Origin of the sequence: Pseudoalteromonas sp. SG43-6, assembly GCF_014164365.1 — a bacterium.
Classification (GTDB): domain Bacteria; phylum Pseudomonadota; class Gammaproteobacteria; order Enterobacterales; family Alteromonadaceae; genus Pseudoalteromonas; species Pseudoalteromonas rhizosphaerae.
Genome location: NZ_JACJEZ010000006.1, coordinates 64,775 through 89,256 on the forward strand (window position 1 = coordinate 64,775; position 24,482 = coordinate 89,256).

A 24,482-nucleotide genomic window follows, 5' to 3' on the forward strand; every position below is an offset into this window, starting at 1 on the left:
TTATTCTTGAAGCTGACTTGGACGCTCTACACGATACGCTTCAAGTTTCAGCTCAATATTGACAGGGCTATCACCTTGGCTCATGGCAATAATTCCTTCAGCTAATAACTCATGAAACAGCATCTTTTGTTCTACTTGTTGTTTGAGCTTGTTAGCCATAGGTAAAAACAATAAATTTGCTAAGCCAACCCCATAAATGGTGGCAAGAAAAGCAGTCGCAACCCCTGCACCTAACTTTTCAGGTTCAGTGATAAATGACATCGCTTGGATCAGACCAAGCACTGCGCCTAATATACCGATGGTAGGACTGTAACCGCCCAACGCCTCATAAACTCGACTGGCTTCAAGCAGCCGTTCTCTTTCTAGCAACAAATCAATTTCTAGTGTGTCTCTGAGTTTTTGCTCACTGTTGCCATCAATCAGTAAACTCAAGCCTTTGGCAACATATGGATCCGGATGGGTTAACGCTATTTCTTCAAGTGCTAAATACCCTTCTTGGCGGGCTTTTTGTGACCAACTTTTAACTTGCTCAATTGCTCTGTTGATATCGTAACTTGGTGGGAAAAATACCCAGTGGCTTATTCTTAATGCTTTATTAAACGTACTTGCTGGTGTTTGTAGCATTACAGCACCTAACGTACCGCCCAACACAATGATTAATGCCGGGCCATTAAATAAAGCACTCACAACACCGCCTTCTAGTGAGTAGCCATAACCAATCGCCAAAAGTGCAACGAACAGGCCTAGAAACGACAACTTATCCACAACCAATCTCTCGAACTAACCGATTAGCAACGTCTTCAAGCGCAATGCTTGCCGATGATAACCCTGCGTTAGCAACCGCTTGTGGCATACCATATACCACACTGGTTTTTTCATCTTGTGCCCAAATAGTAGCGCCGGCTTGTTTAAGCATTCTTGCACCGTCTCTTCCATCTGCGCCCATGCCTGTAAGTACCACAGCTAATACATCACCTTGGAACGATTTGGCTGTACTTGCAAAAGTAACATCAACACTTGGTTTATAGGTGATCCGGGCACTATCGTCTTCAAAAACACGTAAAGTGCGATTGCCAGCCCGTCCCTCAATCAACATTTGTTGACCGCCCGGCGCTAGATACGCGACGCCTGGCATTAATCGGTCGCCTTGTTGTGCTTCTTTTACTTTTATTTTGCACAAGCCGTTTAAACGTGTGGCAAATGCTGGCGTAAACGCAGCTGGCATATGCTGTATTAACAAAATAGGGTGCGGAAAATTAGCGGGCAACTGAGTCAGAATTGTTTGCAGTGCAACAGGTCCTCCCGTTGAAGTACCTATTGCAACTATTTGATATTTCTTTCCTGAAGCGCGAGTGTTAGCTGCAATATTAGTCGCAGGTGCAGCGCTCCGGTTAAAGCTTCGATCTGGTTGAGTTATCGCAGGGCGACTTGTTGTACCTGCAGAAACGGGAGGTATTGGTGCCGATGCAGGAGGCGTTGTCGGCCGACTAAAGCGCGAAAGACGCTTGCGTCCAATTTCTTTTACTTTATTTTGTAATAACTTAATCGCATCTTCATTATTACGAGCAATATCTTCAAATTTTTTCGGTAAAAAATCTAGAGCACCCGCATCAAGTGCGTCTAAGGTTGCTGTTGCGCCATCACGAGTCAGTGAGGAGAACATCAGAATAGGGGTTGGATTTGCTGCCATGATTTCTTTTACAGCACTAATGCCATCAAGCACGGGCATTTCAACATCCATGGTGATTACATCTGGACGAAGTTGATTTGTTTTATCGACCGCTTCTCGGCCATTTACCGCAAAACCAATTACTTCGATATCCTTATCTTGCTCGAGTATTTCGCTCACTCTGCGGCGAAAGAAACTTGAATCATCAACAACTAAAACTTTAACTGCCATTGGCATACTCTTGTTAAATTTTATCTGTGAGAGCCATATTTAGCCCTCACAATAAGATAAGAATTGGCCTAACCTGCGTAGTGTTTTAACAGGTTTGGAACATCTAAGATCAGCGCTATACCACCGTCAGACGTGATCGTTGCACCTGCCATACCAGGTGTTCCTTGTAGTAAAGCATCAAGCGGTTTAATAACAACTTCTTCTTGACCAATCAATGAATCCACTACAAAACCAACTTGTTGCGTACCAATTTGTACAATTACAACATGGCCTTGAGCTTTGCGTAATGATCTGTCAGCACCTTTAACTAACCAATGTTCTAAATAAAACAACGGTCGTGCTTTCTTACGAACAATAATGGTTAATTGACCATCAACTACATTCGTTTTAGTTAGATCTAGGTGGAATATTTCATTAACACCAGCCAGTGGTAATGCAAATGTTTGCTCACCGACAACCACCATCAATGTCGGCAAAATAGCCAACGTTAACGGTACTTTAATTTCTAGGATTGTGCCTACACCTAGCTCAGATTGAATACTCACAGAACCATTTAGTTGGGTAATTTTGGTTTTCACCACATCCATACCCACACCACGACCCGAAATATCAGAGATCTGTTCTTTGGTGGAAAAGCCTGGTGCAAAAATAAGGTTATAGGCTTCTGTATCAGATAATCGAGCTGCTTGCTCGTGATCAAGCACCCCTTTATTGATTGCTATTTTTTTCAGTTTTTCAGGGTCCATACCTGCACCATCATCACGAATGGTGAGCAAAATATGATCACCCTCTTGCGATGCTGATAAAGTAACAGTCCCAGTTCTTGACTTACCTGCCGCTTCACGCACATCAGGCATTTCAATACCATGGTCAACCGAGTTGCGCACCAAGTGGACTAAAGGATCTGCCAGTGCCTCAACTAAGTTTTTATCTAAATCGGTTTCTTCACCCACGAGCAGTAAGTTAATGTCTTTTCTCAAACTGCGGGCTAAATCACGGACTACGCGAGGAAAACGACCAAACACTTTCTTGATCGGTTGCATCCGCGTTTTCATTACCGCACCTTGCAAGTCTGCGGTTACTACATCAAGATTCGAAATGGCTTTACCCATCGCTTCACTTTCAGTATTGGTTGCTAAACTGACTAAACGATTGCGAACCAATACCAGTTCACCAACCATGTTCATTATTTGATCTAGGCGTTTTGTATCAACACGCACCGTCGTATCAGCTTGTGGAGGAGCTGGTTTTTTAGCAACAGCTGTCGCTAGAGCTGGTGCGGATTTTTCAGCTGCTTTCACAGGCTCAGACACTGCTGGTTTGGGCACTGGCTTAGCTGCGGCAACAGGTGCAGGTGCAGGTGTTGGTGCTTTTTTAGCGGGTGCTGGCTCAGTCTCAGCGACCGCTTGTGGCGCGCTGCCTTTACCATGTAATTCATCAAGTAAAGCTTCAAATTCATCATCGCTGATTTCATCTGGACCATTACTTTTCGTCGATGCTGAAGGTGCTTGGGTCGGTTTAGGCGCAGCACTTTCGGTGCCTGCAGTATCTTTATTACTTACTAGACCGAAGCTACCAATACCGTGCAATTCATCCAATAAATTATCAAATTCATCATCAGTAATATCACTATTTGATGATTCATTGCTGACAGTGGTTGTTGGCGTTATAGGACTTTTCCCTTGTCCGTGGAGCTCATCAAGCAGACTCTCAAATTCATCTTCTGTTATCTCATCGATTTGAACATCTTTTTGATCGCTATCAACTTGACCATCAAATAATGAGTCTAGCGCAAATGGATCGTCAGAATCATCTAAAATATCATCAGCATCAACAACAGGGATATCGCCTGCAGGTTCAGCACTGCCAGTTAATTCTTCAGCCGTTGGCGGCAGCCCCAATTTATGTAAAACAGCGAGTAATTCTGGATTTGCTGGTTCTGGTTTTTCTCTACTTTGGATAGTCGCAAACATTTCGTTGATAGTATCGAGTGCTTGCAAGATCACGTCCATCAGTTCGGAATTAACCTTACGAACACCTTGACGCAATAAATCGAAAACGTTCTCTGCACCATGGCAAGCATCGACTAGTTCAGTCATGCTTAAAAAGCCTGCGCCGCCTTTTACCGTATGAAAACCACGGAAAATTGCATTGAGTAATTCGGTATCATCTGGGTTATTTTCAAGCTCCACCAGCTGTTCTGACAAAAGCTCAAGAATTTCTCCAGCCTCTACTAGAAAATCTTGTAAAATATCTTCATCGACTTCAAAGCTCATGCAGTTTTCTCCTCTTAGAAGCCCAAGCTTGATAATAAATCATCAACATCATCTTGTCCTGAGACAACATCATCACGAGATTCTTTATCAATAATTGGCCCTTCAGGGCCTGCAAGTGTATTTTCAGCAGGCGGTTTTTCAATGACTGGTGCTATTGTTTTTGTTTCGCTATCATCTTGGCTGCCAAATGCTGTCAACAAGTGGATCAAGCTGTCTTCTACTTCTCTAACAAGCTCGATAACCCGACGGATCACTTGACCGGTTAAATCTTGAAAATCTTGTGCCATTAACACATTGGTCATGAGTCCTTGCAACTCATCCGTTTTAGTTTGCGAGCTATTCATGAACTTATCTAAGCTATGGCAAAGTGTTTTAAATTCACCTAGCTCAATTTCACGGTTCATTAAACGATCCCAAGTGGGTTTAATGTCTGAAATGTCATCAGCAAGCTGTTGGGCAATGGGTAAACTTGCTTCTACAGCATCCATGGTTTTATTAGCAGCGTTTTCGGTCATTTCCATAACATAGTTAAGACGCTGCTTCGCGTCGGGTAGTGCATCTTTGGTCAAATCAGCTAAACGTGTATCAAGCTCAAAATTTTTCAACGCATCATGAAGCTGACGCGTAAGTTTGCCTACTTCGGCAAATAATTCTGATTGCTCTTTTGACGCCGCATCAATAATTAACTGATCAGCTTTATCTTGTTCACCGTTTTCAAGGTAAACCACAAGCTGACGGGCTTGTTCTAAACTGATCTGAGGCGCAGCAGGTGCTGACATAAGCCTCTCCTATTTATTTAACCTAAACGCTCAAACACTTTTTCCAATTTGGTTTTCAGTGTTGCAGCTGTAAATGGTTTAACGATATAACCGTTAACACCAGCTTGTGCAGCAGCAACAATTTGTTCTTTTTTAGCTTCTGCTGTTACCATTAAAACAGGAATGTGTTTCAGGCTGTCATCGGCCCTAATAGCGCGCAAGAGATCGATTCCTTGCATGCCAGGCATGTTCCAATCTGTAACTACAAAATCAAATTCTTGATTCTGCAACATCGGTAAAGCTGTTGAGCCATCGTCAGCTTCTTGTACATTTGTAAAACCCAAATCTCTTAACAGATTTTTGATAATACGTCTCATCGTCGAAAAATCATCAACAACAAGAATTTTCATGTTTTTATCCAAAACATCCTCCGGTGAGGTCTGAACCTATATTTACTTACTACTAATTAATCCAGTCATTGATTTTTGCTTTGAGCTTAATCATCGCCTGACCATGTATCTGACTCACACGCGATTCACTTACATCGAGTATATGTCCAATCTCTTTTAAATTCATTTCATCGTTATAATACAGCGACAATACTAACCCATCTCGTTCAGGTAAAGATTGTATAGCTGTTAATAATGATTGATTAAAGCGTTCATTTTTAACGTTATTAAAGGGCTTGTCCAGTGCTAAATCATGTCCCACTGGTGTGATAACATCTTCATCTACCCCTAAGTCTTCTATACCTAACACTTTACTTGAATTTACATCACTAAGAATATGATGGTACTCATCTAGCGTAATATCAAGTTTTTCAGCAACTTCACTGTCTTTAGGTTCTCGATTCAGGCTGCTTTCTAGCTCACTAATCGCTTCAGCGACTCTGCGGCTATTACGGTGCACTGAGCGTGGAGCCCAATCACCTCGGCGCATTTCATCCAGCATCGCACCACGGATACGAATGCCTGCAAAGGTTTCAAAGCTTGCACCTTTAGTCGCATCAAAGTTCTTTGATGCTTCAATTAACCCTATCATCCCCGATTGAATCAAATCATCGAGTTGCACACTCGCGGGTAAACGAGCGATTAAATGACAAGCCACTTTTTTGACTAAGGAAGCATGTCGCTCAACAATCACATTTAAATTTTGTGTCGATTGATATCCCATCGCTTTATTCACCGATGCCGTCATAGTTAGCCGTTTACTAATTTTTCTATGAAAAATTCTAAATGACCAGATGGTTGATTAGGTATAGGCCATTTAACTGCTTTTGTCGCTAATGTTTTAAATGCTATTGCTGCTGGGGAACTTGGAAATAAATCAACAATCACTTTCTGACGACGAGTTGCTTTACGCATATTTTCATCATACGGGACTGTTGCTACCAATTCCATTGAGACATCCAAAAAGCGATCCGTTACTTTTGAGAGCTTAGCAAATAGTTCCTGGCCTTCACGCATGCTGCGCACCATATTAGCAACGATTTTAAATTTATACACACCGTGCTCACGACTCAATACTTTGATTAATGCATAAGCATCAGTTATTGAGCTCGGTTCATCACATACTACTACCATGACATCTTGCGCTGCGCGCGAAAAACTTAATACCATGTCAGAGATACCAGCAGCAGTATCAACAATTAATATATCAAATTCGGTATTTAATTCACTAAAAGCGCGAATTAAACCAGCATGTTCTGATGGTGAAAGTTCCACCATACTTTGTGAGCCTGACGTCGCTGGTACTATTTTAATTCCTGCAGGCCCTTCAACTAAAATTTCATCGAGCTCGCATTCACCTGATAGTACATGAGATAGATTACGCTCTACCCTAAGTCCTAACATCACATCACAATTTGCTAAACCCAAATCGGCATCCAGTACTAACACTCGGTTTCCGAGCTGACCCAACGCAATCGCAGTGTTAAGTGAGACGTTAGTTTTCCCTACGCCACCTTTGCCACCTGTTACAGCGATAACTTTAACGCCGTTATTATTGTTTTGACTCATTTTACGCAGGCCACTTGCTTGATCTAATACTGTGTTAATCATACATCCCTACTGTGCTTGACGCTACTGCTTGGCGTCGTGAATGTTGTGCTTTTGTTCTTTTTAAATACAATTGTTCTGCTTTTTTTACTAATTTCTCTGCATTGGCGACCCGAATGTCCTCTGGAACGCGCTGACCGTTAGTAAGATACCCTATTGGAAGGCGATTTTGAATCGCTATACTAATAATCTCACCTAAACTTAATGATTCGTCTAATTTAGTGAAAATACAGCCACTTAATTGTACCTTCTTAAAGTGTCTTACGGTTTCTTGTAAAACATTAATTTGTGCGGTCGCACTGAGCACTAAATAATTGCGAATATCGACACGTTGATTACGCATTAGTGTATTTAACTGCTCAGTTAAACGTAAATCACGTTGGCTCATTCCCGCTGTATCTATTAATACTAGACGCTTATTTCGTAAATGATATAAAACTTCTGCTAATTCATTGGCATCTTTAACTTGTTTTACACCACAACCGATGATTCGGCCATAAGTAGCAAGCTGTTCATAAGCGCCAATACGGTAAGTATCAGTGGTAATAAGCGCAACTTTATCTGCGCCATATTTTTGTGCGCCAAGGGCTGCAAGTTTTGCCACGGTTGTAGTTTTACCAACCCCAGTAGGGCCAACAAGTGCATATACGCCGCCTTGGCGTAGTATTTCATTATTTGTAGTATGCATTTGGTTTTCAACCATTTGCAATAGCGCTTGCCATGCTTGCTGACGTGACACATCATCGGGAATAAAACAGGCCATTTGCTCTGCAACTTCACTGTCAATACCCATTCCGACTAAACGATCGATCATGCATGCGCGAGTAGGGTCGCGACGCGCTAAATCTTGTTGCATCAAGCCAGATACTTGATACTCAAGTAATTGACGCATCGCTGCCATTTCATCACGCATAGCGGTAATTTCATCTGTTTTGGCTGCACTTTTTGTTGGCATCGGAGTATCTAAATCATCAAAACCACTTTCTAGATCATCATCAAAACCTAAGCTATGTGCTTGCGTTTGTGGACGCGACGCAGTATCGCGACGAGCAAAATCATTATGTGCTTGTGGTTCATGGCGAGTTTGCTGTGGTTGATACTGAGTTGATGTATCAATCCCTGACTGGCTAAACATCGATGCAAGCTCAGGTGAGCGTGGACGCGGTGATTGGCGCTCTAATAATGCTTGTAAGCTATCAGCTACCGCAGCTTGCGGCTCAGGCTGTGAACGTTGTGGCGCAGGTTTAACAAAGTTAGCATTTGTTTGTGCTTGTGCCGTAGCAACATGTGCTTGTGCAGGTGCTTTCGGGGCTGCTTTTTCATAATCAACGGCGGCAACAATCTCTACCCCATTGGCTAATTTTTTATTTGACATGATTACAGCATCTACACCGAGTTCATCTTTAACTTCTTTCAGTGCGGTGCGCATATCTTTAGCAAAAAAACGTTTTATTTTCATGGTTCAACCCCTTTAAAATCCGATTATTGGCCTACTGAGCTGACAATCTTGATCTGTCTTTCGTCTGGTACCTCTTGATAAGACATCACTCGCAATCCTGGAATGGTGTACTTAACAAAACGAGATAACACAGTGCGTAACATTCCTGACGTTAGCAATATCGAAGGTTCACCGGCCATTTCTTGATTTTGATGCGCTTCATTTAATGATTGTTGAAGTCGCTCTGCAAGTCCTGGCTCTATTCCGGCACCTTCGTCGCCTGCATTTTGTAGTGACTGATGCAACATCTGTTCCAACTCAGGCGCCAAGGTTATGACAGGGATTTCTGATGACATTCCAACCGCGTCTTGAACAATTAATCTGCGCAGTGAAATTCGCACTGCTGCGGTTAATACATCAGGATCTTGGCTTCGAGGGCCATACTCAACAAGGGTTTGTACAATTGAACGCATATCGCGAATAGCAACGCCTTCATTTAATAAATTTTGTAATACTTTAACAATTGCTGTTAGTGGTAAAATATCTGGCACTAGCCCTTCAACTAAACGAGGATGACTTTTTGCCAGCATATCTAATAGATTTTGCACTTCCTCGTGGCCGAGTAACAAGGCCGCGCTGTTAGTTAGTAACTGACTAATATGCGTTGCTACCACTGTTGCTGCATCAACCACGGTATAACCGAGTGATTGTGCTTCATCTTTTTGATCTGGTTTGATCCAAATAGCGTCTAGACCAAAGGCCGGATCTTTAGTAGCAATGCCTTTTATTGGACCAAATACTTGGCCAGGATTAATAGCCAACTCATCACCGTGCTTAAGCTCCCCCTCACCACTTGAAACACCCATCATGGTAATTCTGTATGCATTTGGGTCTAACTCTAAGTTATCGCGAATATGCACCGGTGGAATTAAAAAACCAAGTTCTTGAGATAACTTTTTACGTACCCCTTTGATCCGGTTTAATAGTTCGCCACCTTGTGATTGATCAACTAATGGAATTAAGCGATAGCCAACTTCAAGGCCAATTACATCAACTTGTTGTACATCATCCCAACCTAGCTCTTTTTGCTCTTGCTTGTTAGCAACACCAGTGCCTGTTGCACCACCATTGGTAGCTTCTGCTTCTTTTGCTGCTGCTTCTTTTAGCTTATTTTGCTGGGTGTAATACGCTAAGTAACCAAGTAATGCACCAAGACTTAAAAAGGCAAAATGTGGCATACCCGGTACTAAACCCATCACGATTAAAATACCCGAGGCGATAAATAATGATTTCTCGTTACCGAGTTGTTTCTTAAATTGATCGCCCATATTGAGCGATTCATTTTGACGAGTAACAACAATTGCAGTGCCAATTGATAACAGTAATGATGGTAATTGTGCGACTAAGCCATCACCAATGGTCAGCAAAGTATACACTTCCATGGCGTTGCCAAAGCTTAAATCATGCTGGATCATACCAACAAACAAGCCGCCAACAATATTGATGATCAGTATTACAATACCAGCAATCGCATCACCTTTTACAAACTTGCTCGCACCATCCATAGAGCCATAAAAGTCCGCTTCACGGGTGACTTCTTCACGGCGATCTCGTGCTTGCTCTGCACTAATAAAACCCGCATTCAAGTCAGCATCAATGGCCATTTGTTTGCCTGGCATCGCATCTAAGGTAAAGCGTGCCGATACTTCAGAGATCCTGCCTGCACCTTTGGTGATTACCACAAAGTTGATGATAATCAAAATCAAAAACACCACTAAACCAACCGCGTAGTTGCCACCAATTACCACTGAACCAAAAGCTTCAATAACTTTACCTGCGGCATCACCACCGTTATGACCTTCAAGCAGCACCACCCGGGTACTGGCAACATTTAGTGCCAAACGCATAATCGTTGCAATCAATAGCACTGCTGGAAACATACCAAATTCAACAGGCTTCATGGTGTAAACTGTCACTAACAACACCACTAATGCTAAAGCTATATTAAACGAGAAAAGAATGTCGAGTAAAAATGGCGGTAACGGTAAAATCACCATACCCAACGCAGCGAGCACCAGCAAAGGTGTACCAACACCTTTTAAATACTCTTTTTTATCTTTATTAAGTTGTTGTAATACAGCTTTAAATTCCATAATTCTACAATTTCAAAAAATTGACACTAAACGGAATTTGCAATAACTATTCCAAGTTATTAATTACTAGCTTAAAAGAATACTGATTATTCAAATCAATACTTATAGGCATCTGGAATTGGGAGTGTTTTATTCAATTTTGTAGGGCGTTTACCACGGCCTTTTTGAAAGCGTTTAAGCTGAAATACATAAGCTAAAACTTGTGCGACTGCAGTAAATAGTTGGTCAGGGATTTGCTCTCCTACTTCGGCGGTATGATACAGTGCTCGAGTTAGCATGGGGGATTCAAGGATGGGTACCTCGTTACCAATGGCTATTTTCCTAATTTGCATCGCCATCTCATCAATGCCTTTGGCAACGACTATCGGCGCGCCAGCGCGCTCTGTGTCGTACTTTAATGCCACAGAGTAATGAGTAGGGTTGGTGACAACTACATCGGCATCTGGCACATCCTGCATCATGCGTCGCTGCGACATTTGTCTTTGCGTTTGTCTTATACGCGCTTTAATTTGCGGATCACCTTCAGAATTTTTATATTCATCTTTGACTTCTTGTAGAGTCATTTTTAATTCTTTGTGATGTTTATGGCTTTGGTATGGCGCATCAATCGCAGCAATAATGGTTAAGGTGCAGGTCAGTCCTAAAAACATCCATGCGAGTATCTCTAAGGCATGAATGATATTGCCCGGCGCACTTTCAATACTCAGATGAAGAATTTCATCAAAGAAGGTGTTGATCAAAAAGATAGCAAAGCCAGCTACTACCACAAACTTTAAAATCGATTTCACCAACTCGACGCCCGCTTGTGGACCTAACATCCGCTTTATACCTTTTGCTGGTGACATTTTACTGGCTTTAGGTGCTGCCGCCTCCCAACTAAAGTTAAAACCACCTAACAAGGTATTACCTATGATACCCGCCAGCACAATAATAAACACAAACATCGCCATCGGAAATACTAGCGCATCGGCCACCGCTCCCCACACTGAAAACATTTTAGTGGTATCGTACGTTTCATTACGGTTCAAGCTGAGCATGCGACCCATTATATTATACAGTCCCTTGCCAATCTCAGGTCCGTACATAAGTAATGAAATGGCTGAAAAAATAAGTACAAACATGGTGCCAAGCTCTTTTGAGCGCGCAACTTGGCCTTTCTTTTTCGCGTCGCTTACTTTTTTCCCCGTGGGTTCTTCGGTTTTTTCTTGACCTGAATCTTCAGCCATCACTCTCTCCTATGGGGAACAACCAACTAAAGTACACATTAACTCAATCATTTTTAACCATTGAAATTCAAATTGAGTAACAAAGTTACCTAAGGTTGCCCAAATAATGACTAAACCTGCAACCAAGGTAAACGGAAAACCGATTGAAAAAATGTTTAACTGCGGTGCTGCACGGGTCATCACACCAAACGACATATTAATCACCAGCATAGCTGTTAAAGGCGCCAAAGATAGCACCAAGGCGGTAGTAAACATCCAGCCGCCCCACGTCACTATGTCCCAATAATGATCAACCGCCCACCAATTACCGTCGATTGGCAGCACTTCAAAGCTATGCACTACCATTTGGATCATCATTAAATGGCCATTAAATACAAAGAATAATAGCGTTGCTAGAATCAAATAAAACTGCCCAACAGCAGGCACACTCATACCATTAGAAGGATCAACAACTGAGGCGAAACCAAGACCAGTTTGCATTGCTAATATTTGCCCTGCTAACACAAAAGTATTCAACATCAATACAGAAGCAAAACCTATCGCAACACCGATTAACATTTGTTGAATAACTACCAAGATCATCTCAAAAGAGAATAAGTTATTAAATGTCGCAGGCGGAAGTACTGGTACAACTAAAAAGGTAATCATTACCGCTAGACCCATCTTGATCCGCGTAGGCACATTTTTAGCACCCAGCCCCGCCATGATCATAATCATCGAGCTGATCCGTACTAGTGGTAACAAAAAGTCACTCAGCCACTGAATAATGACTGAAAAAGGAAACTCCATACTAGCCTGCTATCTCTGGGATGATAAGCACTAAACGAGTGAAAAAATCCATTAACTCTTGCGTTAACCAATGCCCTCCAGCAATTAACGCACTGATGGTAATTAATAAGCGCGGCAAAAAGCTTAATGTTTGTTCATTGATTGATGTAGCAGCTTGAAAAACGGCAACCACTAAACCCACTAATAAACCTGGTACCACAATTGCGGAGACTAACTTAATAACTAAAAACAAAGAATCGCTGAGTATGTCAACAAAAATTTCCGGTTCCATGGTCCCCTCCTAACCTTTGTAGGCAAAGTATTGTATTGCCATATCAAGTACCTAAGCCAAAACTCTTCGCTAAAGTGCCCATTACTAAACTCCAGCCATCGACAAGTACAAACAACATAATTTTAAACGGCATAGACACAATCATCGGCGAGAGCATCATCATACCCATGGCCATTAAAACTGACGCAACTACTAAATCGACTATCAAAAATGGAATAAAAAACATAAAACCAATAATAAATGCAGTTTGTAATTCACTGGTTATAAATGCGGGGATCAATACAATTAATGGCGTCGCTTCAGGTGAGTCTAACTTGTCATACCCAGCAATTTTAGCGAAGGTTTCTAAATCTTTTATGCGCACCTGTGAGAGCATGAATTCCTTCATCGGCTCTTTGGCAAGTTCAAGCGCTTGAATCGAGGTCACCTGCTCATTTAAATATGGCTCAATGGCTTGCTGATTCACTTTTTGATAAACCGGCGTCATTATAAAAATACTTAGAAATAGCGACATACCTAACAGTATTTGATTTGATGGTGTTTGTTGCAAACCAATTGCTTGGCGCAAAATAGCCAGTACTACAATAATGCGAGTAAATGAGGTCATCATGATCACCGCAGCGGGTATAAAGCTCAGCGCGGTCATAATAGCCAGAACTTGCAAGGTTACAGAATAATCTTGCGAGCCATCTGGATTAGTCGTAATACTTAACGCTTCAATGCCTTCGGCGTTAACTGAGGGAATAAAAACGAATGCAAAAAGTATAAGCAGCCACTTAGTCATATTATTAATTCTTTTTAATGTGGTTAGTTTGTGGGTTTAATAGCTTGCCAAAACGTTGTGCTAGGGCTGGCAACTCTTTTTCTGTTAACGGGGTTTCTAATTTATGCAGGTAGTTAATACTATGCGGCGTTACACCTAATAAATGCTGACAATTATCAATTTCGACGACCATTAATCGCTCTCGCGCACTTAATGGTAAACTACGCACCACTTTAAATTCGTCGGTATTTGCTAAATTGGGGTTTAGTTTTTTAACCAAAAATGCCAGTACCACAATCAGTACTAGCACCATGATTAAAGACATTACCATTGAGAGTAAGTCGCCCATAGGTGTCGCTGCGGGCAGTGCTGAGCTTGCTGCAGTCGATAAAAAAAGCCAACTGCTCATCGCAGCTTTTTGATCCGTTCAACTTGGCTGATCACGTCAGTGAGGCGGATACCAAATTTATCATTAACTACGACGACTTCACCGTGCGCTATCAATGTACCATTAACTAATACATCCAGTGGTTCACCGGCAACACGATCAAGTTCAACAACTGAACCTTGGTTAAGCTGAAGTAAGTTACGAATATTGATTTTTGAACGCCCAACTTCCATCGAAATAGTTACCGGGATATCTAAAATTGTATCGAGTTTGCGTTTTTCTTCGCCACTCATTTCATGTCTAGTATCACTTAACTCGTCAAGTTCAGTTACTTTGGCACCGTCAGAACTGTCGGTTCCTTCGGCTTCGGCTAAAGCAGCCGCCCATTCGTCCATTGTATCTTGGTCATCACTCATACTATTAAACCTTTTAATTCTCTTACCAGTCTAAATCTACGCCTTCTGAAAGGTGTAGATCATCTTCTAGTTCTGCTAATTCCGCATCTGAATCAAGCTTTTTGCCACCTTTTGTAAAGACATGCAACTCTGATTTGACTGATTCAGGACGTCTAATTTTTTCACTAATTTGCAGCGCAACGTTATCACGAGAACGACCCATTTTCGCCCTAAAGGTCGGCAGCTCTTCGACAAACACCGTTATGTGCTCTGGCATTTCAACAGGAATAATATCCCCAGCCTTAAGCTCCATAATTTGCGCTAAGGTTAAATCAACTTCAAGCAGTTGTGTTGATATTTCAACTTCAACATCCATAATTTCATCACGTAAGGCTTTGCTCCAACGTAAATCGGTATCTTCAGTATCTGATTGCACACCAGCATCGAGTAATTCACGAATAGGTTCAAGCATTGAATACGGCAATGCGATATGGAAATCTCCGCCACCGCCATCCAGCTCAATATGGAATGAACTGATCACTACTACTTCGGTGGGGCTGACGATATTCGCCATTGCTGGATTAACTTCTGAATCAAGATATTCAAAAGACACGTCCATTACCGGCGCCCATGCTTCTTTGTAATCTTCAAAGATTATTTTTAATAGCATTTGTACAATACGGCGCTCAGTAGGCGTAAATTCACGACCTTCTATTTTCGCATGATAGCGACCATCGCCACCAAAAAAGTTATCAACCAAGATAAACACTAACCGTGCTTCCATGGTGATTAATCCAGTACCTTTAAGAGGACGAAAGCGCACCATGTTAAGACTGGTAGGAACAAATAAAGTGTGGATATATTCACCAAACTTTATCATTTGTACGCCATTGATAGAAACCTCAGCAGTGCGGCGCATCATATTAAACAAGCTAATTCGCATGTGTCGAGCAAATCGTTCGTTCACAATCTCCAGAGTCGGCATGCGACCACGAACAATACGATCTTGTGAAGAAAAATCGTATTGTAGCGTATTACCGCTGCCATCATCACCGTCCTGTAGATCCTCCTCTTCGACTTCATCGACACCATGCAACAGGGCATCGATTTCATCTTGGGATAATAAATCGCTCACGCTGACCCCTTATTGCATTACAAAGCCGGTAAACAACACCCGCTCGATTACTTTACTTCCCTCTACGTCCATTAACGCCGCTTGTACTTTATCAAGCGCTGCTACTCGCAGGGTTTCTTTTCCTTCGCTAGTGCCCAGTTCATCTGCGGTGGTGGTTGAAAACACACCAAGCAATGTACCTTCAATTAGTGGAATATGCTTTTTGGCCGTTTCTTCATTCACATCACCGCGCACTAATAATTGCACTTTTATTTGCACAATACGGTCACGACTTGCACCTGGTACGTTAAAAATAAAAGGTCGAGGCATCGCAACATATAAAGCACTGCCAACCTTTGCACCACTGCCACTTACCTCTGCAGTTTCAGTTGCAGGTGCAACCGATTCGTCTGCAAGTGTTTCAGGAGCAGCGTCTGAGCCTGACATCAAGAAAAAGCCAGCGGCACCACCAATTACCAATACCGCAGCAATAATAATTATAATCAGCTTTTTTTTACTTTTACTGCCATCTTCAATTTCTAAATTTGCTTCTTCAGCCATGCCGCTTTCCTTTATGCCTTGATAATAGCGATATTACGAGTGTCACCGCGCACCATCAAGTTATTTATTTTTATAGTCTTATACCTCATATAATAGCAGGTGTTAGGCATAGTAATCTATTGATGATGAAGATTGTTGCCCAGAGCCGCGAATTGGTTGCTGAGTTAATGCAGTTTCCTCTTCATTTTGTTGCTGATTTGCCTGTTGACCACGACCATTTTGTTGTCCGTCACCACCAGTATCACTTTGACTATTCCCCTGCTGGATACTGCTTTCACCCAGTTCAATTCCCTGCTGCGCTAACATTTCCCGTAATCTCGGCATTGATTGCTCAAGGGCTTCTTTGGCTTGCTGATTTTGCACCACAAAGTTAATGTGAGCTTGTTCTGCATCGCTACGAATACGAATTTGCATACTGCCCATTTCTGGCGGATCAAGACGTATTTCAGCTTCTTTATTATTAATGCTTAACAATGCACTCACTCGTTCTTGCAGTAACTTGGCAGCATCACTTTTCATGATATTCAACGCTTGTAACGCAGTTGGATCAATATTTATTTGTCTTGTCTGTGATGTAGGACTCGCTTGCTGAGCATGCATTACTTGCATATCAGCCAAAGCTTGTTGATAACTTTGCTCACTCCCTTCTACAGCCGTGGCTGTTGTAACTGCAGTGGTTAATCCGGTGAGCTGGCCAAACAATTGATTTACACGTGCCAATGTGTTGTCGCGCACAGGGCTTTGCTCTGCTTTAATATTTTCAGCAAATTGCTCGCTTTTTAGAACATTATCTTGTACTGCCAGTTTCACTTCTTGCTCTTTGCTTGCAGCCTTTATAAGTGCATCTTGTGGCGCAGATACTTTATTTGTATCTGATTTAGCGGTGCTGCTATTGGTAGTTGTAGTGCTTGCTAAATTATCTGCCATTGACTGAACCGTCAATTGAGCTTTTGACTCAGTCCTTTTTTCAGTACTCTCTGGCTGGGCTAATTCAGTAATCGCCTTATTGATCTGAGTTAATAAAGCCCCTTTGGGCTGCTCATTGCTCACAAAATTTCGTAATTGCTGGCTTAATGCCTGTTTTTGCATAGGGCTTAACAGCGAAATATCTTTACTTAGTTGAGTTAGCTCTGCGGTGTTAATTGTCGCAACTGCCGTGGTAGGTTTTGCAGCTTCTTTACTATTAAGCGCTACAAATTCAGCCAGCATTTTTTTTAAGTCAGTTATGTTAGCCGGTGATGGATCTTGCTGACGAATGACATCAACCTGAGTTTGTAGCTGTTTTTGCTGCTCCGGTGTTAAGCTCGCCAACAGTGGATTTTCATTTTTTTGCACAGTTGTCGTTGAGTTAAGTAATACCTTGCTGATTTGCTCTAGTACAGCACTATTATTACGCTTTGACTGTTCAGCTGCTTTTTCTGATACATCAGTTTGAGAGCTTGAAGCAACACCTTTAACCGCTTCAGCGTCCATTGCTACTTCAGTGGCACTTTTGATTGCTTGTTTAGCGTTAGCAGTAACGTTAGTAACTGCTGCATCTGCAGTTAGTGCTGCGCTCTGTTGAGGTTTTCCTTGCTGAGCAAGCATAGCGTCGGAACCTTTAGCTAATACTTCACTGTCTTGTGGTTTACCTTGGCTTGTATTTGCAGCAGCAATTATTTGAGCTGCGTCATTGTCAACTTGCCCGCTTTTTAAAGCAGTTGTAGTAGCAACCGCTTGTTGGATTGTTGGCTGCATTGCCATCGCTTTATTTTGCGATGTCTCTTTTGCGACTTGAATATCATCAATAATAGGAGTAACTGCATCATCAGGCGGAGTGTTCCCCTTTAGCTGAAGTTGTTTATCAATTGCCTCTGCCAGCAGCGTTTTTTCTGTAAGTAACGATGGTTTTAGCTGTTTATCGACTAATTGTGCAATCGGATCATCAGTAGCAGGAGTCTCTGTATCAATAATAGGCGTAACATCATCAATTGGACGGGCTCCAGTGACTTTAACAAGCTTAGGGTCTATTTTTTCCTCGCTGTATTTCCCCAACTTTGAAAGTAATGAGGAATTTTCAACAGTTGGCGTATTATTTACCCGAGTGTCCATGTTATTAGCCGCCGTTATTTGCGCAAGCATTGCATCACCAGACATCGCATTTTCATCACTGTTGTCAACAGACGTTTCTTGTGCTTTTTCAGCAACAATTACGGCTTCAGCTGAACGTGGCTCAGCACCCGTTGAATTAACCTTGGTAGATGTTTCCGCAGCATTGTTGGCACTTTGTAATTGGCTAAAAAAGTCACTATCAGTACTTTCTTTATCTGCTGCTGCACCACCTTTGGCACTGTCTTTTTTATTTAACTGAACATCCAGCTCAGTTGAGATAAACACTGAAAGATCACTAATAGCCATAATTCACCTAGATTAAAAGTGGCAATTTGCCGCCGCAGTTTGCCAGAATAAATACTTATTACATCAAACAAGCAAATAATATGCCTAAGCTGATTTGAATTAATAAATAACCCTTTTTTGGGCAATAGACTATAAAACGCGACGTCTTTGGTAAAATTGATTTGCGGAAAATTCATCAAGCATTTTTTGTTCATTTTTTTGTGCGATCACATTCGCTTTAAGTTGCTGTTTTTCTATTAACTTAGCAACCGCTTTAGCCTTAATCTGCTGTTTAAGCCATAAACTTTGGCGTTGTGAGACAACTTGTTTAGCGGTACTGACAGTATTCGCTTGTTGACGAATGGCTTCTTCGATTTTGGCAATGAAAGCATGATATTGACTAAACCCGGCGCTACTTAAACCGGACTTTCCTTTTACATGTAATTGCTGAGTATATTCTAAGCGAAAGTTATTCAAGCCTTGCAATTTTTGTTGATTGCCTTGCAAGTTTTGCTGCGCTTGTAAATAATTTATCCGTAAAGCTTCTTCTTTATCATTTTCTATTTTCAGCAATAAACTGAGCTTATTGGTTGCCATTATGCTTGTCCTAATAATTGCGCAAGCCCTTGTAGGCCATCGTCATAGCTGATCACATCCTTCATGCCTTGTTGTAAAAATGCATTCACTCTTGGCATCATATTAATGGCCTGATCAAGCATTTGGTCGGTGCCTTTTTGATAAGCACCTAAAGTAATCATATCTTTATTTTGCTGGAACATTGAATACACTTGTTTTAACACTCGCGCTTGTTGCATATGTGCTTCTGAGACAACTTGTGGCATCACCCGTGAAATCGATTTTTCTATATCAATAGCAGGATAATGACCACTGTCAGCGAGCTCTCTGGATAACACGATATGACCGTCTAAAATGGCTCGCGCCGCATCAGCAATCGGATCTTGCATATCATCCCCTTCACTCAGTACAGTAAAAAACGCTGTGATAGAGCCTTGCCCTTCGCCGCCATTACCAGCACGTTCCACCAGCGCGGGTAGCTTTGCAAATACTGAAGGCGGATAACCTTTAGTCGCCGGTGGTTCACCAACCGCAAGCGCTATTTCGCGCTGCGCCATGGCATAACGCGTTACAGAATCCAGTAGCAATAAAACATTTAAACCTTGATCGCGAAAGTACTCTGCGATAGTTACCGCACTTTCACAACCTTTCAATCGCATTAATGGCGATGCATCGGCTGGAGCAGCAACTACGACAGAACGCTTACGCCCTTCCACACCGAGTATTTCTTCGATAAATTCTTTTACTTCGCGGCCACGCTCCCCCACTAAACCAACAACTATTACATCAGCTTCTGAGCCTCGGGTCATCATACCCAGTAATACCGACTTACCCACCCCGGAGCCTGCAAATAGCCCCATGCGCTGGCCTTGGCCAACAGTTATCACTGAATTAATAGCGCGTACGCCAACATCCATCGGCTGCGTAATTGGTCGTCGAGATAATGGGTTAATGGAATTTTGTGCAAATTTTAAGTAATGCTCTGCTTTAATAGCTCCAAGCCCATCCAACGGACGCCCTAAGCCATCAACAACACGACCAAGTAAACACATACCAACAGGCAGTCCGGTATCATTTACTTGTGGGATCACTCGCGCACCAGGTAGTACACCAGAAATATGGTCATTTGGCATCAAGTAAAGCGTCTGGTCATTAAAACCAACAATTTCAGCATCAACAAAACCATTCATGGTTTCAATTTTACATTGGCTGCCAACTGGCGCGCGTAATCCTTTCGCCTCTAATGTTAACCCTACAACACGGGTTAAAATTCCCGCAACAGCAGGCGTTGGACTATGAATATGTTTTTGATACTGTTGTAAGCGTTCACTTAATGGGCGTGGTTGAGAACTCATTGCAAACCAAAAATGGAGTTAGATACCACTACTATGCAAAAAACTATCCAACGTTTCTTTGACGCGGGTTTTTATAGTCATATCAATAGATGATTGTGGTGTTTTTACTTGGCAACCACCGCGATCTAAAGTCGGCTCTGCAACTAACTGCCAATGGTTTTCAGCTAGTGCAGCTTCGCCATAACTATTTTTAACCAGTTCAATGTCTTCAGGGTGTAAATGAATACGCACACTTTGCTGCTCATTGGCTAACGCATCGATACACTGCTTTAAACTTTGCAAAATGATTTCAGGGGAGGTTTTAATTTCTTGATAAACTAACGCTTCGGTTAGCATTACGGTTAACTGTACAAGTTGCTTTTCGGCGTCATCATCGACTTTAGCTAATGGCGCTGACAAACTATCCAACAATGCTTTTAGACCCGTTAGCTGTTCTTCAATCAGTGGTTTTACTTCTTCTTGACCTTGTGTTTTACCAAGCTCAATGCCTTCTTTATAACCGGCTTCTTTTCCCTCACCTACGCCTTTTTCAAAACCATCAATATAACCCTGCTCGTGGCCTTGTTTTAAGCCTTCTTCGTAGGCATCTTGACGAATTCGTTCCAGCTCAGCCATCGTTAACGAAGGCAGCTCAGGCTCTTCGGGCTCTAGTGCTTGTTCACTTTCTTCAAGCTCTTTACGATATAAATCGGCCAGCGGTGTACCAAACGCCGTTGAACGACCATCGAATTTTCGAGTGTCTTGCGTAACATCTGGAATTGGCCAGTTTTCTAATAATTCATCAACTGCTTCACTGGCACGTAAAGGACGACCTTGATATTGAGTAGGTTTGCTCATGGTTTACAAGAACTCCTCACCACCACCACCACCAAGCATAATTTCACCTGAATCAGCGAGACGACGTGCCGTAGATAAGATCTCTTTTTGCGCGGCTTCAACTTCGCTGATCCGCACAGGTGCCATTGCTTCTAAATCATCAGCAAGCATCTCTGCAGCCCGTTTTGACATATTGCCGAGGATTTTCTCTTTCAATGCATCATCAGTGCCTTTGATGGCTTTCATCAGTACATCTTGTTGGACTTCACGCAAGATAGCTTGAATACCACGATCATCAACATCCATTAAGTTTTCAAATACGAACATTAAATCTTGGATTTGTTGCGACATCTCTTCGTCATGCTCGCGGATTGAATCCATCAACTGACCTTCAATATTGGTATCGAGGTAGTTCATAATATCAGCCGCCGCTTTCAAACCGCCCATTTTCGCAGCTTGCGCACCAGCTTGTCCGGCAAATTGTTTTTCCATGATCTCGTTCAATTCTTGTAAAGCCGCAGGTTGAACTTCTTCAAGGTTGGCGATGCGCATGGTTAAATCTAAGCGCACTTTTTCAGGAAACTGCGCTAAAATTTCGGCCGATTGCTCAGGCTCCAAATACGATAAAACGATAGTTTGTATTTGCGGATGCTCATTGCGAATAATATTGGCAACTTGCTTTGAGTCCATCCATTTCAATGAATCAAGACCCTTGGCACCAGATCCCATAACAATTTGATCTATCAGGCTTGCCGCTTTATCTTCACCAAGTGCCGCAGTAAGCGCTTTTTTGATAAAATCTTCTGATTGGAAGCCAATCGTACTAAAGCTTTGTATTTGTTCTATAAATAAATTGTGCACGGCACTGATTTTGGCTTGCGATAGATCATCTATCGCCGCCATTGCCATACCCACTTTTTGCACCTGTTTAGGTTCAAGGTGCTTTAATATTTGCGCTGCATCTTCTTCGGATAAGCTTAGCAATAAAATTGCGGCTTTATCTACACCGTCTAATTTATCAACATCAAACGCTGCTGGCAGTTGTTTTTGTTCTTGATCAGTCATCTTCAGTTAACCACGCTTTCACAACTTGTGAGGAGAGTTCTGGCTCATTTGCTACTAAGGCACGAACAGCTTTTAATAAGTCTTCATCGCCATGTAGGTCTGGTAACTGTAGTGTACCATCACTTGAGAAGCCAACCGAAGCAGAATCAAAATCTTTATTTAGCATATCTAGGGTGTTATCACCAATATCTACACCAGAACTAAGCGCATCATCATCATACTCTTCAAGGGTATCATCTGGGTAAATCAAGCGTTTCAGCATAGGTTTAACCACCGCCATGATTAGCACTATAATAACCAATGCGCCAAGCACTAAACGCACAACTTTCATAAACCAGTTTTGTTCCCACAGTGGTACTTCAATAGCTAAGTCCATCGGTTCACGTACAAACGGTACTGTCACTACTTCTAATGCATCACCACGCTGTAAGTCAAAACCCACACCACCTTGCAGTAAACGACGAATATTTGACAGTGCTTCAACTGAGCGAGGCTCCATAGTCGTTTCACCATTTTCACCCACTTTTGCCACATAATCGACTGCCACAGACACACTAATTCGACGAATAACACCACTTTGCTGACGTGTATGGGAAATAGTAGTATCAAGTTCATAGTTACGTGTCGCCTCTTTATGAGTGCGACTGGGTGATGAACCAGAGCCTGCACCACCTTGACCGGCAACTTCAGGAATATTCGAATCCACTGGGGGCTGATTTGTCAGCGCGCCAGGAATACCGATAGCTAACCCGCCGATGTTGTTTTCTTCAAAAGTGGTTTCGCTGCGTACCGCTGGTAAATCAGGGTTGTAGCGTTTTTGAGTTTCTTCAATCGCGCTAAAGTCCATACTTAAATCGACTTGTGCAGTGTAGTTACCCATGCCAATAACTGGCATTAAGATACCATCTATTTTATCTAGATATTCTTGTTCACGTTTACGTTCAATATCGTATTCTTTACGTGAGCGAGCAGCTAACGCACTTTGCGATCCTGAATTAAGTAATCGGCCATTTTGGTCTGTTACAGTTACTCGTGACGGCTCTAAACCTTGCACTGCTGAACCAATAATATCAACAATGGCGTCCACTTCTTCACTACCGAGCATACGACCACGTTTTAAAGTTAATACAACTGTTGCGGATGGTTTTTTCTCACGACGAGCAAAAACATTTTCTTTCGGGATTGCCAATAATACTTTAGCACGCGTGACATTTTGTAGTTCCTCGATCGTGCGCGCAAGTTGTTGTTCACGACCGTGCTTTAAACGTTCACGCTCTAAACGCTGACTAACACCAAAACCCATATCTTGCATGATAATATCAGTACCCGAGTTCGGCGCTTGCTCAATACCTTCGCGGGTCATTAACAATTTAATATTTTGATATTCATTTTCAGGAACAGAAACCACATTGCCATCAAGTTGATAGTCAATTTTTTGTGCATCTAAAAAATCGAGCGTTTGAATTAGCTCTTCCGTTGGCATTTTTCCAAGTGGACGCATATCTGGTTGACGTGCCCAAATAATCACAAAAATAGCGATCGCTAAACAAATCGCTAATGCAATAATTAAAGTGACCTGACGTAATACATCAACGCCGTTTAATGCACTTAAATAGCCTGACTTTTGTTCTTGTTGATCGTCATTATCAGTTTGGTCGATACCGCCGCCGGCCAAAGCAAGATCTGTTGATTGATTAGATTGCGCCACAATAATTCTCCACTACCTAGTTAAACAGGCATGTTCATGATTTCTTTATAGGCTTCTACAAGTTTGTTACGAACTTGTACAGTGGCTTCAAAGGCAACCGATGATTTTTGTGATGCGATCATCGCATCCGCTAATGACACATTTCGGTCGCCCATTTCAACCGCTACGACTTTTTGTTTTGCATCAGCTTGAAGGCCATTCACGGTATTGAGTGCATCACTTAACAAATCGCCAAATTGGGCGCTCGAAGTAGGCTGCGCCTGCGTCGGTAATTTGTTTACTTGATTACTACGACCAGCTTCGAGAGCCATAGATTGCATTTCTTGAAATAATGCGCTGTTTTGAATTTTCATAATTGTCTCTGACGATGCAGTTTACTAATAACTTAATAAAGCACAAAGCATGCCAACTAATAAATTAATTAATATCAATAGCTTGAGATGTGTTTTTGTTGTCAGAGTTTTGACAAGTTTACGCCCAGCAAGGCTGAGCGTAAA

24 protein-coding genes are annotated in these 24,482 nt (G+C 42.1%); all 24 read right to left on the reverse strand.

The features are described 5' to 3' along the window. Window positions 1-765: a flagellar motor protein gene (locus H5201_RS03980; protein ID WP_149981471.1), complete on the reverse strand. Its 765-nt coding sequence runs from the start codon at window positions 763-765 to the stop codon at window positions 1-3. Next, complete coding sequence (locus H5201_RS03985) at window positions 758-1,900, reverse strand: chemotaxis response regulator protein-glutamate methylesterase (RefSeq protein WP_182718173.1); 1,143 nt, start codon at window positions 1,898-1,900, stop codon at window positions 758-760. Before H5201_RS03985 ends, H5201_RS03980 begins: the two co-directional genes overlap by 8 nt. Window positions 1,901-1,968: 68 nt before the next feature. Then, window positions 1,969-4,176, reverse strand: coding sequence for a chemotaxis protein CheA (locus H5201_RS03990; protein WP_182783758.1), 2,208 nt, complete (start codon window positions 4,174-4,176; stop codon window positions 1,969-1,971). A 14-nt stretch (window positions 4,177-4,190) separates the two neighbouring features. After that, window positions 4,191-4,955 carry a protein phosphatase CheZ gene (locus H5201_RS03995; protein WP_145239357.1) on the reverse strand — a complete coding sequence of 255 codons (765 nt, stop codon included), beginning with the start codon at window positions 4,953-4,955 and terminating at the stop codon, window positions 4,191-4,193. Between the two features lie 17 nt (window positions 4,956-4,972). Next, window positions 4,973-5,356: a chemotaxis response regulator CheY gene (gene cheY, locus H5201_RS04000; RefSeq protein WP_016708035.1), complete on the reverse strand. Its 384-nt coding sequence runs from the start codon at window positions 5,354-5,356 to the stop codon at window positions 4,973-4,975. Window positions 5,357-5,396: 40 nt separating this feature from the next. After that, complete coding sequence (locus tag H5201_RS04005) at window positions 5,397-6,107, reverse strand: RNA polymerase sigma factor FliA (RefSeq protein ID WP_149981786.1); 711 nt, start codon at window positions 6,105-6,107, stop codon at window positions 5,397-5,399. Between the two features lie 26 nt (window positions 6,108-6,133). After that, window positions 6,134-6,994, reverse strand: coding sequence for a MinD/ParA family protein (locus tag H5201_RS04010; RefSeq protein ID WP_149981477.1), 861 nt, complete (start codon window positions 6,992-6,994; stop codon window positions 6,134-6,136). Next, entirely contained in the window at window positions 6,987-8,450 is a 1,464-nt protein-coding gene (gene flhF / locus H5201_RS04015) for a flagellar biosynthesis protein FlhF (protein WP_182718176.1), read from the reverse strand. Before flhF ends, H5201_RS04010 begins: the two co-directional genes overlap by 8 nt. A gap of 23 nt (window positions 8,451-8,473) precedes the next feature. After that, on the reverse strand, window positions 8,474-10,582 hold the full coding sequence (flhA, locus tag H5201_RS04020; protein WP_149981479.1) for a flagellar biosynthesis protein FlhA: 2,109 nt from the start codon (window positions 10,580-10,582) through the stop codon (window positions 8,474-8,476). 95 nt (window positions 10,583-10,677) lie between these two features. Continuing rightward, complete coding sequence (flhB, locus tag H5201_RS04025; RefSeq protein ID WP_182718178.1) at window positions 10,678-11,808, reverse strand: flagellar biosynthesis protein FlhB; 1,131 nt, start codon at window positions 11,806-11,808, stop codon at window positions 10,678-10,680. A 9-nt stretch (window positions 11,809-11,817) separates the two neighbouring features. Beyond that, on the reverse strand, window positions 11,818-12,597 hold the full coding sequence (gene fliR, locus H5201_RS04030; protein WP_145239372.1) for a flagellar biosynthetic protein FliR: 780 nt from the start codon (window positions 12,595-12,597) through the stop codon (window positions 11,818-11,820). Window position 12,598: 1 nt separating this feature from the next. Next, window positions 12,599-12,868: a flagellar biosynthetic protein FliQ gene (locus tag H5201_RS04035; RefSeq protein WP_182718179.1), complete on the reverse strand. Its 270-nt coding sequence runs from the start codon at window positions 12,866-12,868 to the stop codon at window positions 12,599-12,601. A gap of 43 nt (window positions 12,869-12,911) precedes the next feature. Continuing rightward, complete coding sequence (gene fliP / locus H5201_RS04040) at window positions 12,912-13,652, reverse strand: flagellar type III secretion system pore protein FliP (RefSeq protein WP_182718180.1); 741 nt, start codon at window positions 13,650-13,652, stop codon at window positions 12,912-12,914. Window positions 13,653-13,656: 4 nt separating this feature from the next. After that, window positions 13,657-14,040, reverse strand: coding sequence for a flagellar biosynthetic protein FliO (gene fliO, locus H5201_RS04045; protein WP_145239382.1), 384 nt, complete (start codon window positions 14,038-14,040; stop codon window positions 13,657-13,659). Continuing rightward, window positions 14,037-14,435, reverse strand: a complete 399-nt coding sequence (gene fliN, locus H5201_RS04050; RefSeq protein WP_149981486.1) for a flagellar motor switch protein FliN — start codon at window positions 14,433-14,435, stop codon at window positions 14,037-14,039. The genes fliO and fliN overlap by 4 nt, the downstream gene beginning before the upstream one ends. A 22-nt stretch (window positions 14,436-14,457) precedes the next feature. Beyond that, window positions 14,458-15,549 carry a flagellar motor switch protein FliM gene (gene fliM / locus H5201_RS04055; RefSeq protein ID WP_149981487.1) on the reverse strand — a complete coding sequence of 364 codons (1,092 nt, stop codon included), beginning with the start codon at window positions 15,547-15,549 and terminating at the stop codon, window positions 14,458-14,460. Between the two features lie 9 nt (window positions 15,550-15,558). Beyond that, window positions 15,559-16,089 (reverse strand): flagellar basal body-associated protein FliL, encoded by a 531-nt coding sequence (gene fliL, locus H5201_RS04060; RefSeq protein ID WP_149981489.1) that lies wholly within the window; start codon window positions 16,087-16,089, stop codon window positions 15,559-15,561. Between the two features lie 102 nt (window positions 16,090-16,191). Then, a complete protein-coding gene (locus H5201_RS04065; protein WP_182783759.1) occupies window positions 16,192-18,486 on the reverse strand; it encodes a flagellar hook-length control protein FliK in 2,295 nt (764 codons plus the stop codon). Between the two features lie 129 nt (window positions 18,487-18,615). Further along, complete coding sequence (gene fliJ / locus H5201_RS04070; RefSeq protein ID WP_149981493.1) at window positions 18,616-19,062, reverse strand: flagellar export protein FliJ; 447 nt, start codon at window positions 19,060-19,062, stop codon at window positions 18,616-18,618. Then, a complete protein-coding gene (gene fliI, locus H5201_RS04075) occupies window positions 19,062-20,396 on the reverse strand; it encodes a flagellar protein export ATPase FliI (RefSeq protein WP_149981495.1) in 1,335 nt (444 codons plus the stop codon). The genes fliJ and fliI overlap by 1 nt, the downstream gene beginning before the upstream one ends. An 18-nt stretch (window positions 20,397-20,414) precedes the next feature. Continuing rightward, a complete protein-coding gene (fliH, locus tag H5201_RS04080) occupies window positions 20,415-21,233 on the reverse strand; it encodes a flagellar assembly protein FliH (protein WP_145239404.1) in 819 nt (272 codons plus the stop codon). A gap of 3 nt (window positions 21,234-21,236) precedes the next feature. Beyond that, window positions 21,237-22,277, reverse strand: a complete 1,041-nt coding sequence (fliG, locus tag H5201_RS04085; RefSeq protein WP_145239407.1) for a flagellar motor switch protein FliG — start codon at window positions 22,275-22,277, stop codon at window positions 21,237-21,239. Next, window positions 22,270-23,985, reverse strand: a complete 1,716-nt coding sequence (gene fliF, locus H5201_RS04090; RefSeq protein ID WP_182718183.1) for a flagellar basal-body MS-ring/collar protein FliF — start codon at window positions 23,983-23,985, stop codon at window positions 22,270-22,272. The genes fliG and fliF overlap by 8 nt, the downstream gene beginning before the upstream one ends. A gap of 20 nt (window positions 23,986-24,005) precedes the next feature. Further along, the gene (gene fliE / locus H5201_RS04095; protein WP_145239413.1) at window positions 24,006-24,338 is read right to left on the reverse strand and encodes a flagellar hook-basal body complex protein FliE; all 333 of its coding nucleotides are present in this window, start codon (window positions 24,336-24,338) and stop codon (window positions 24,006-24,008) included. Window positions 24,339-24,482: the final 144 nt, after the last annotated feature.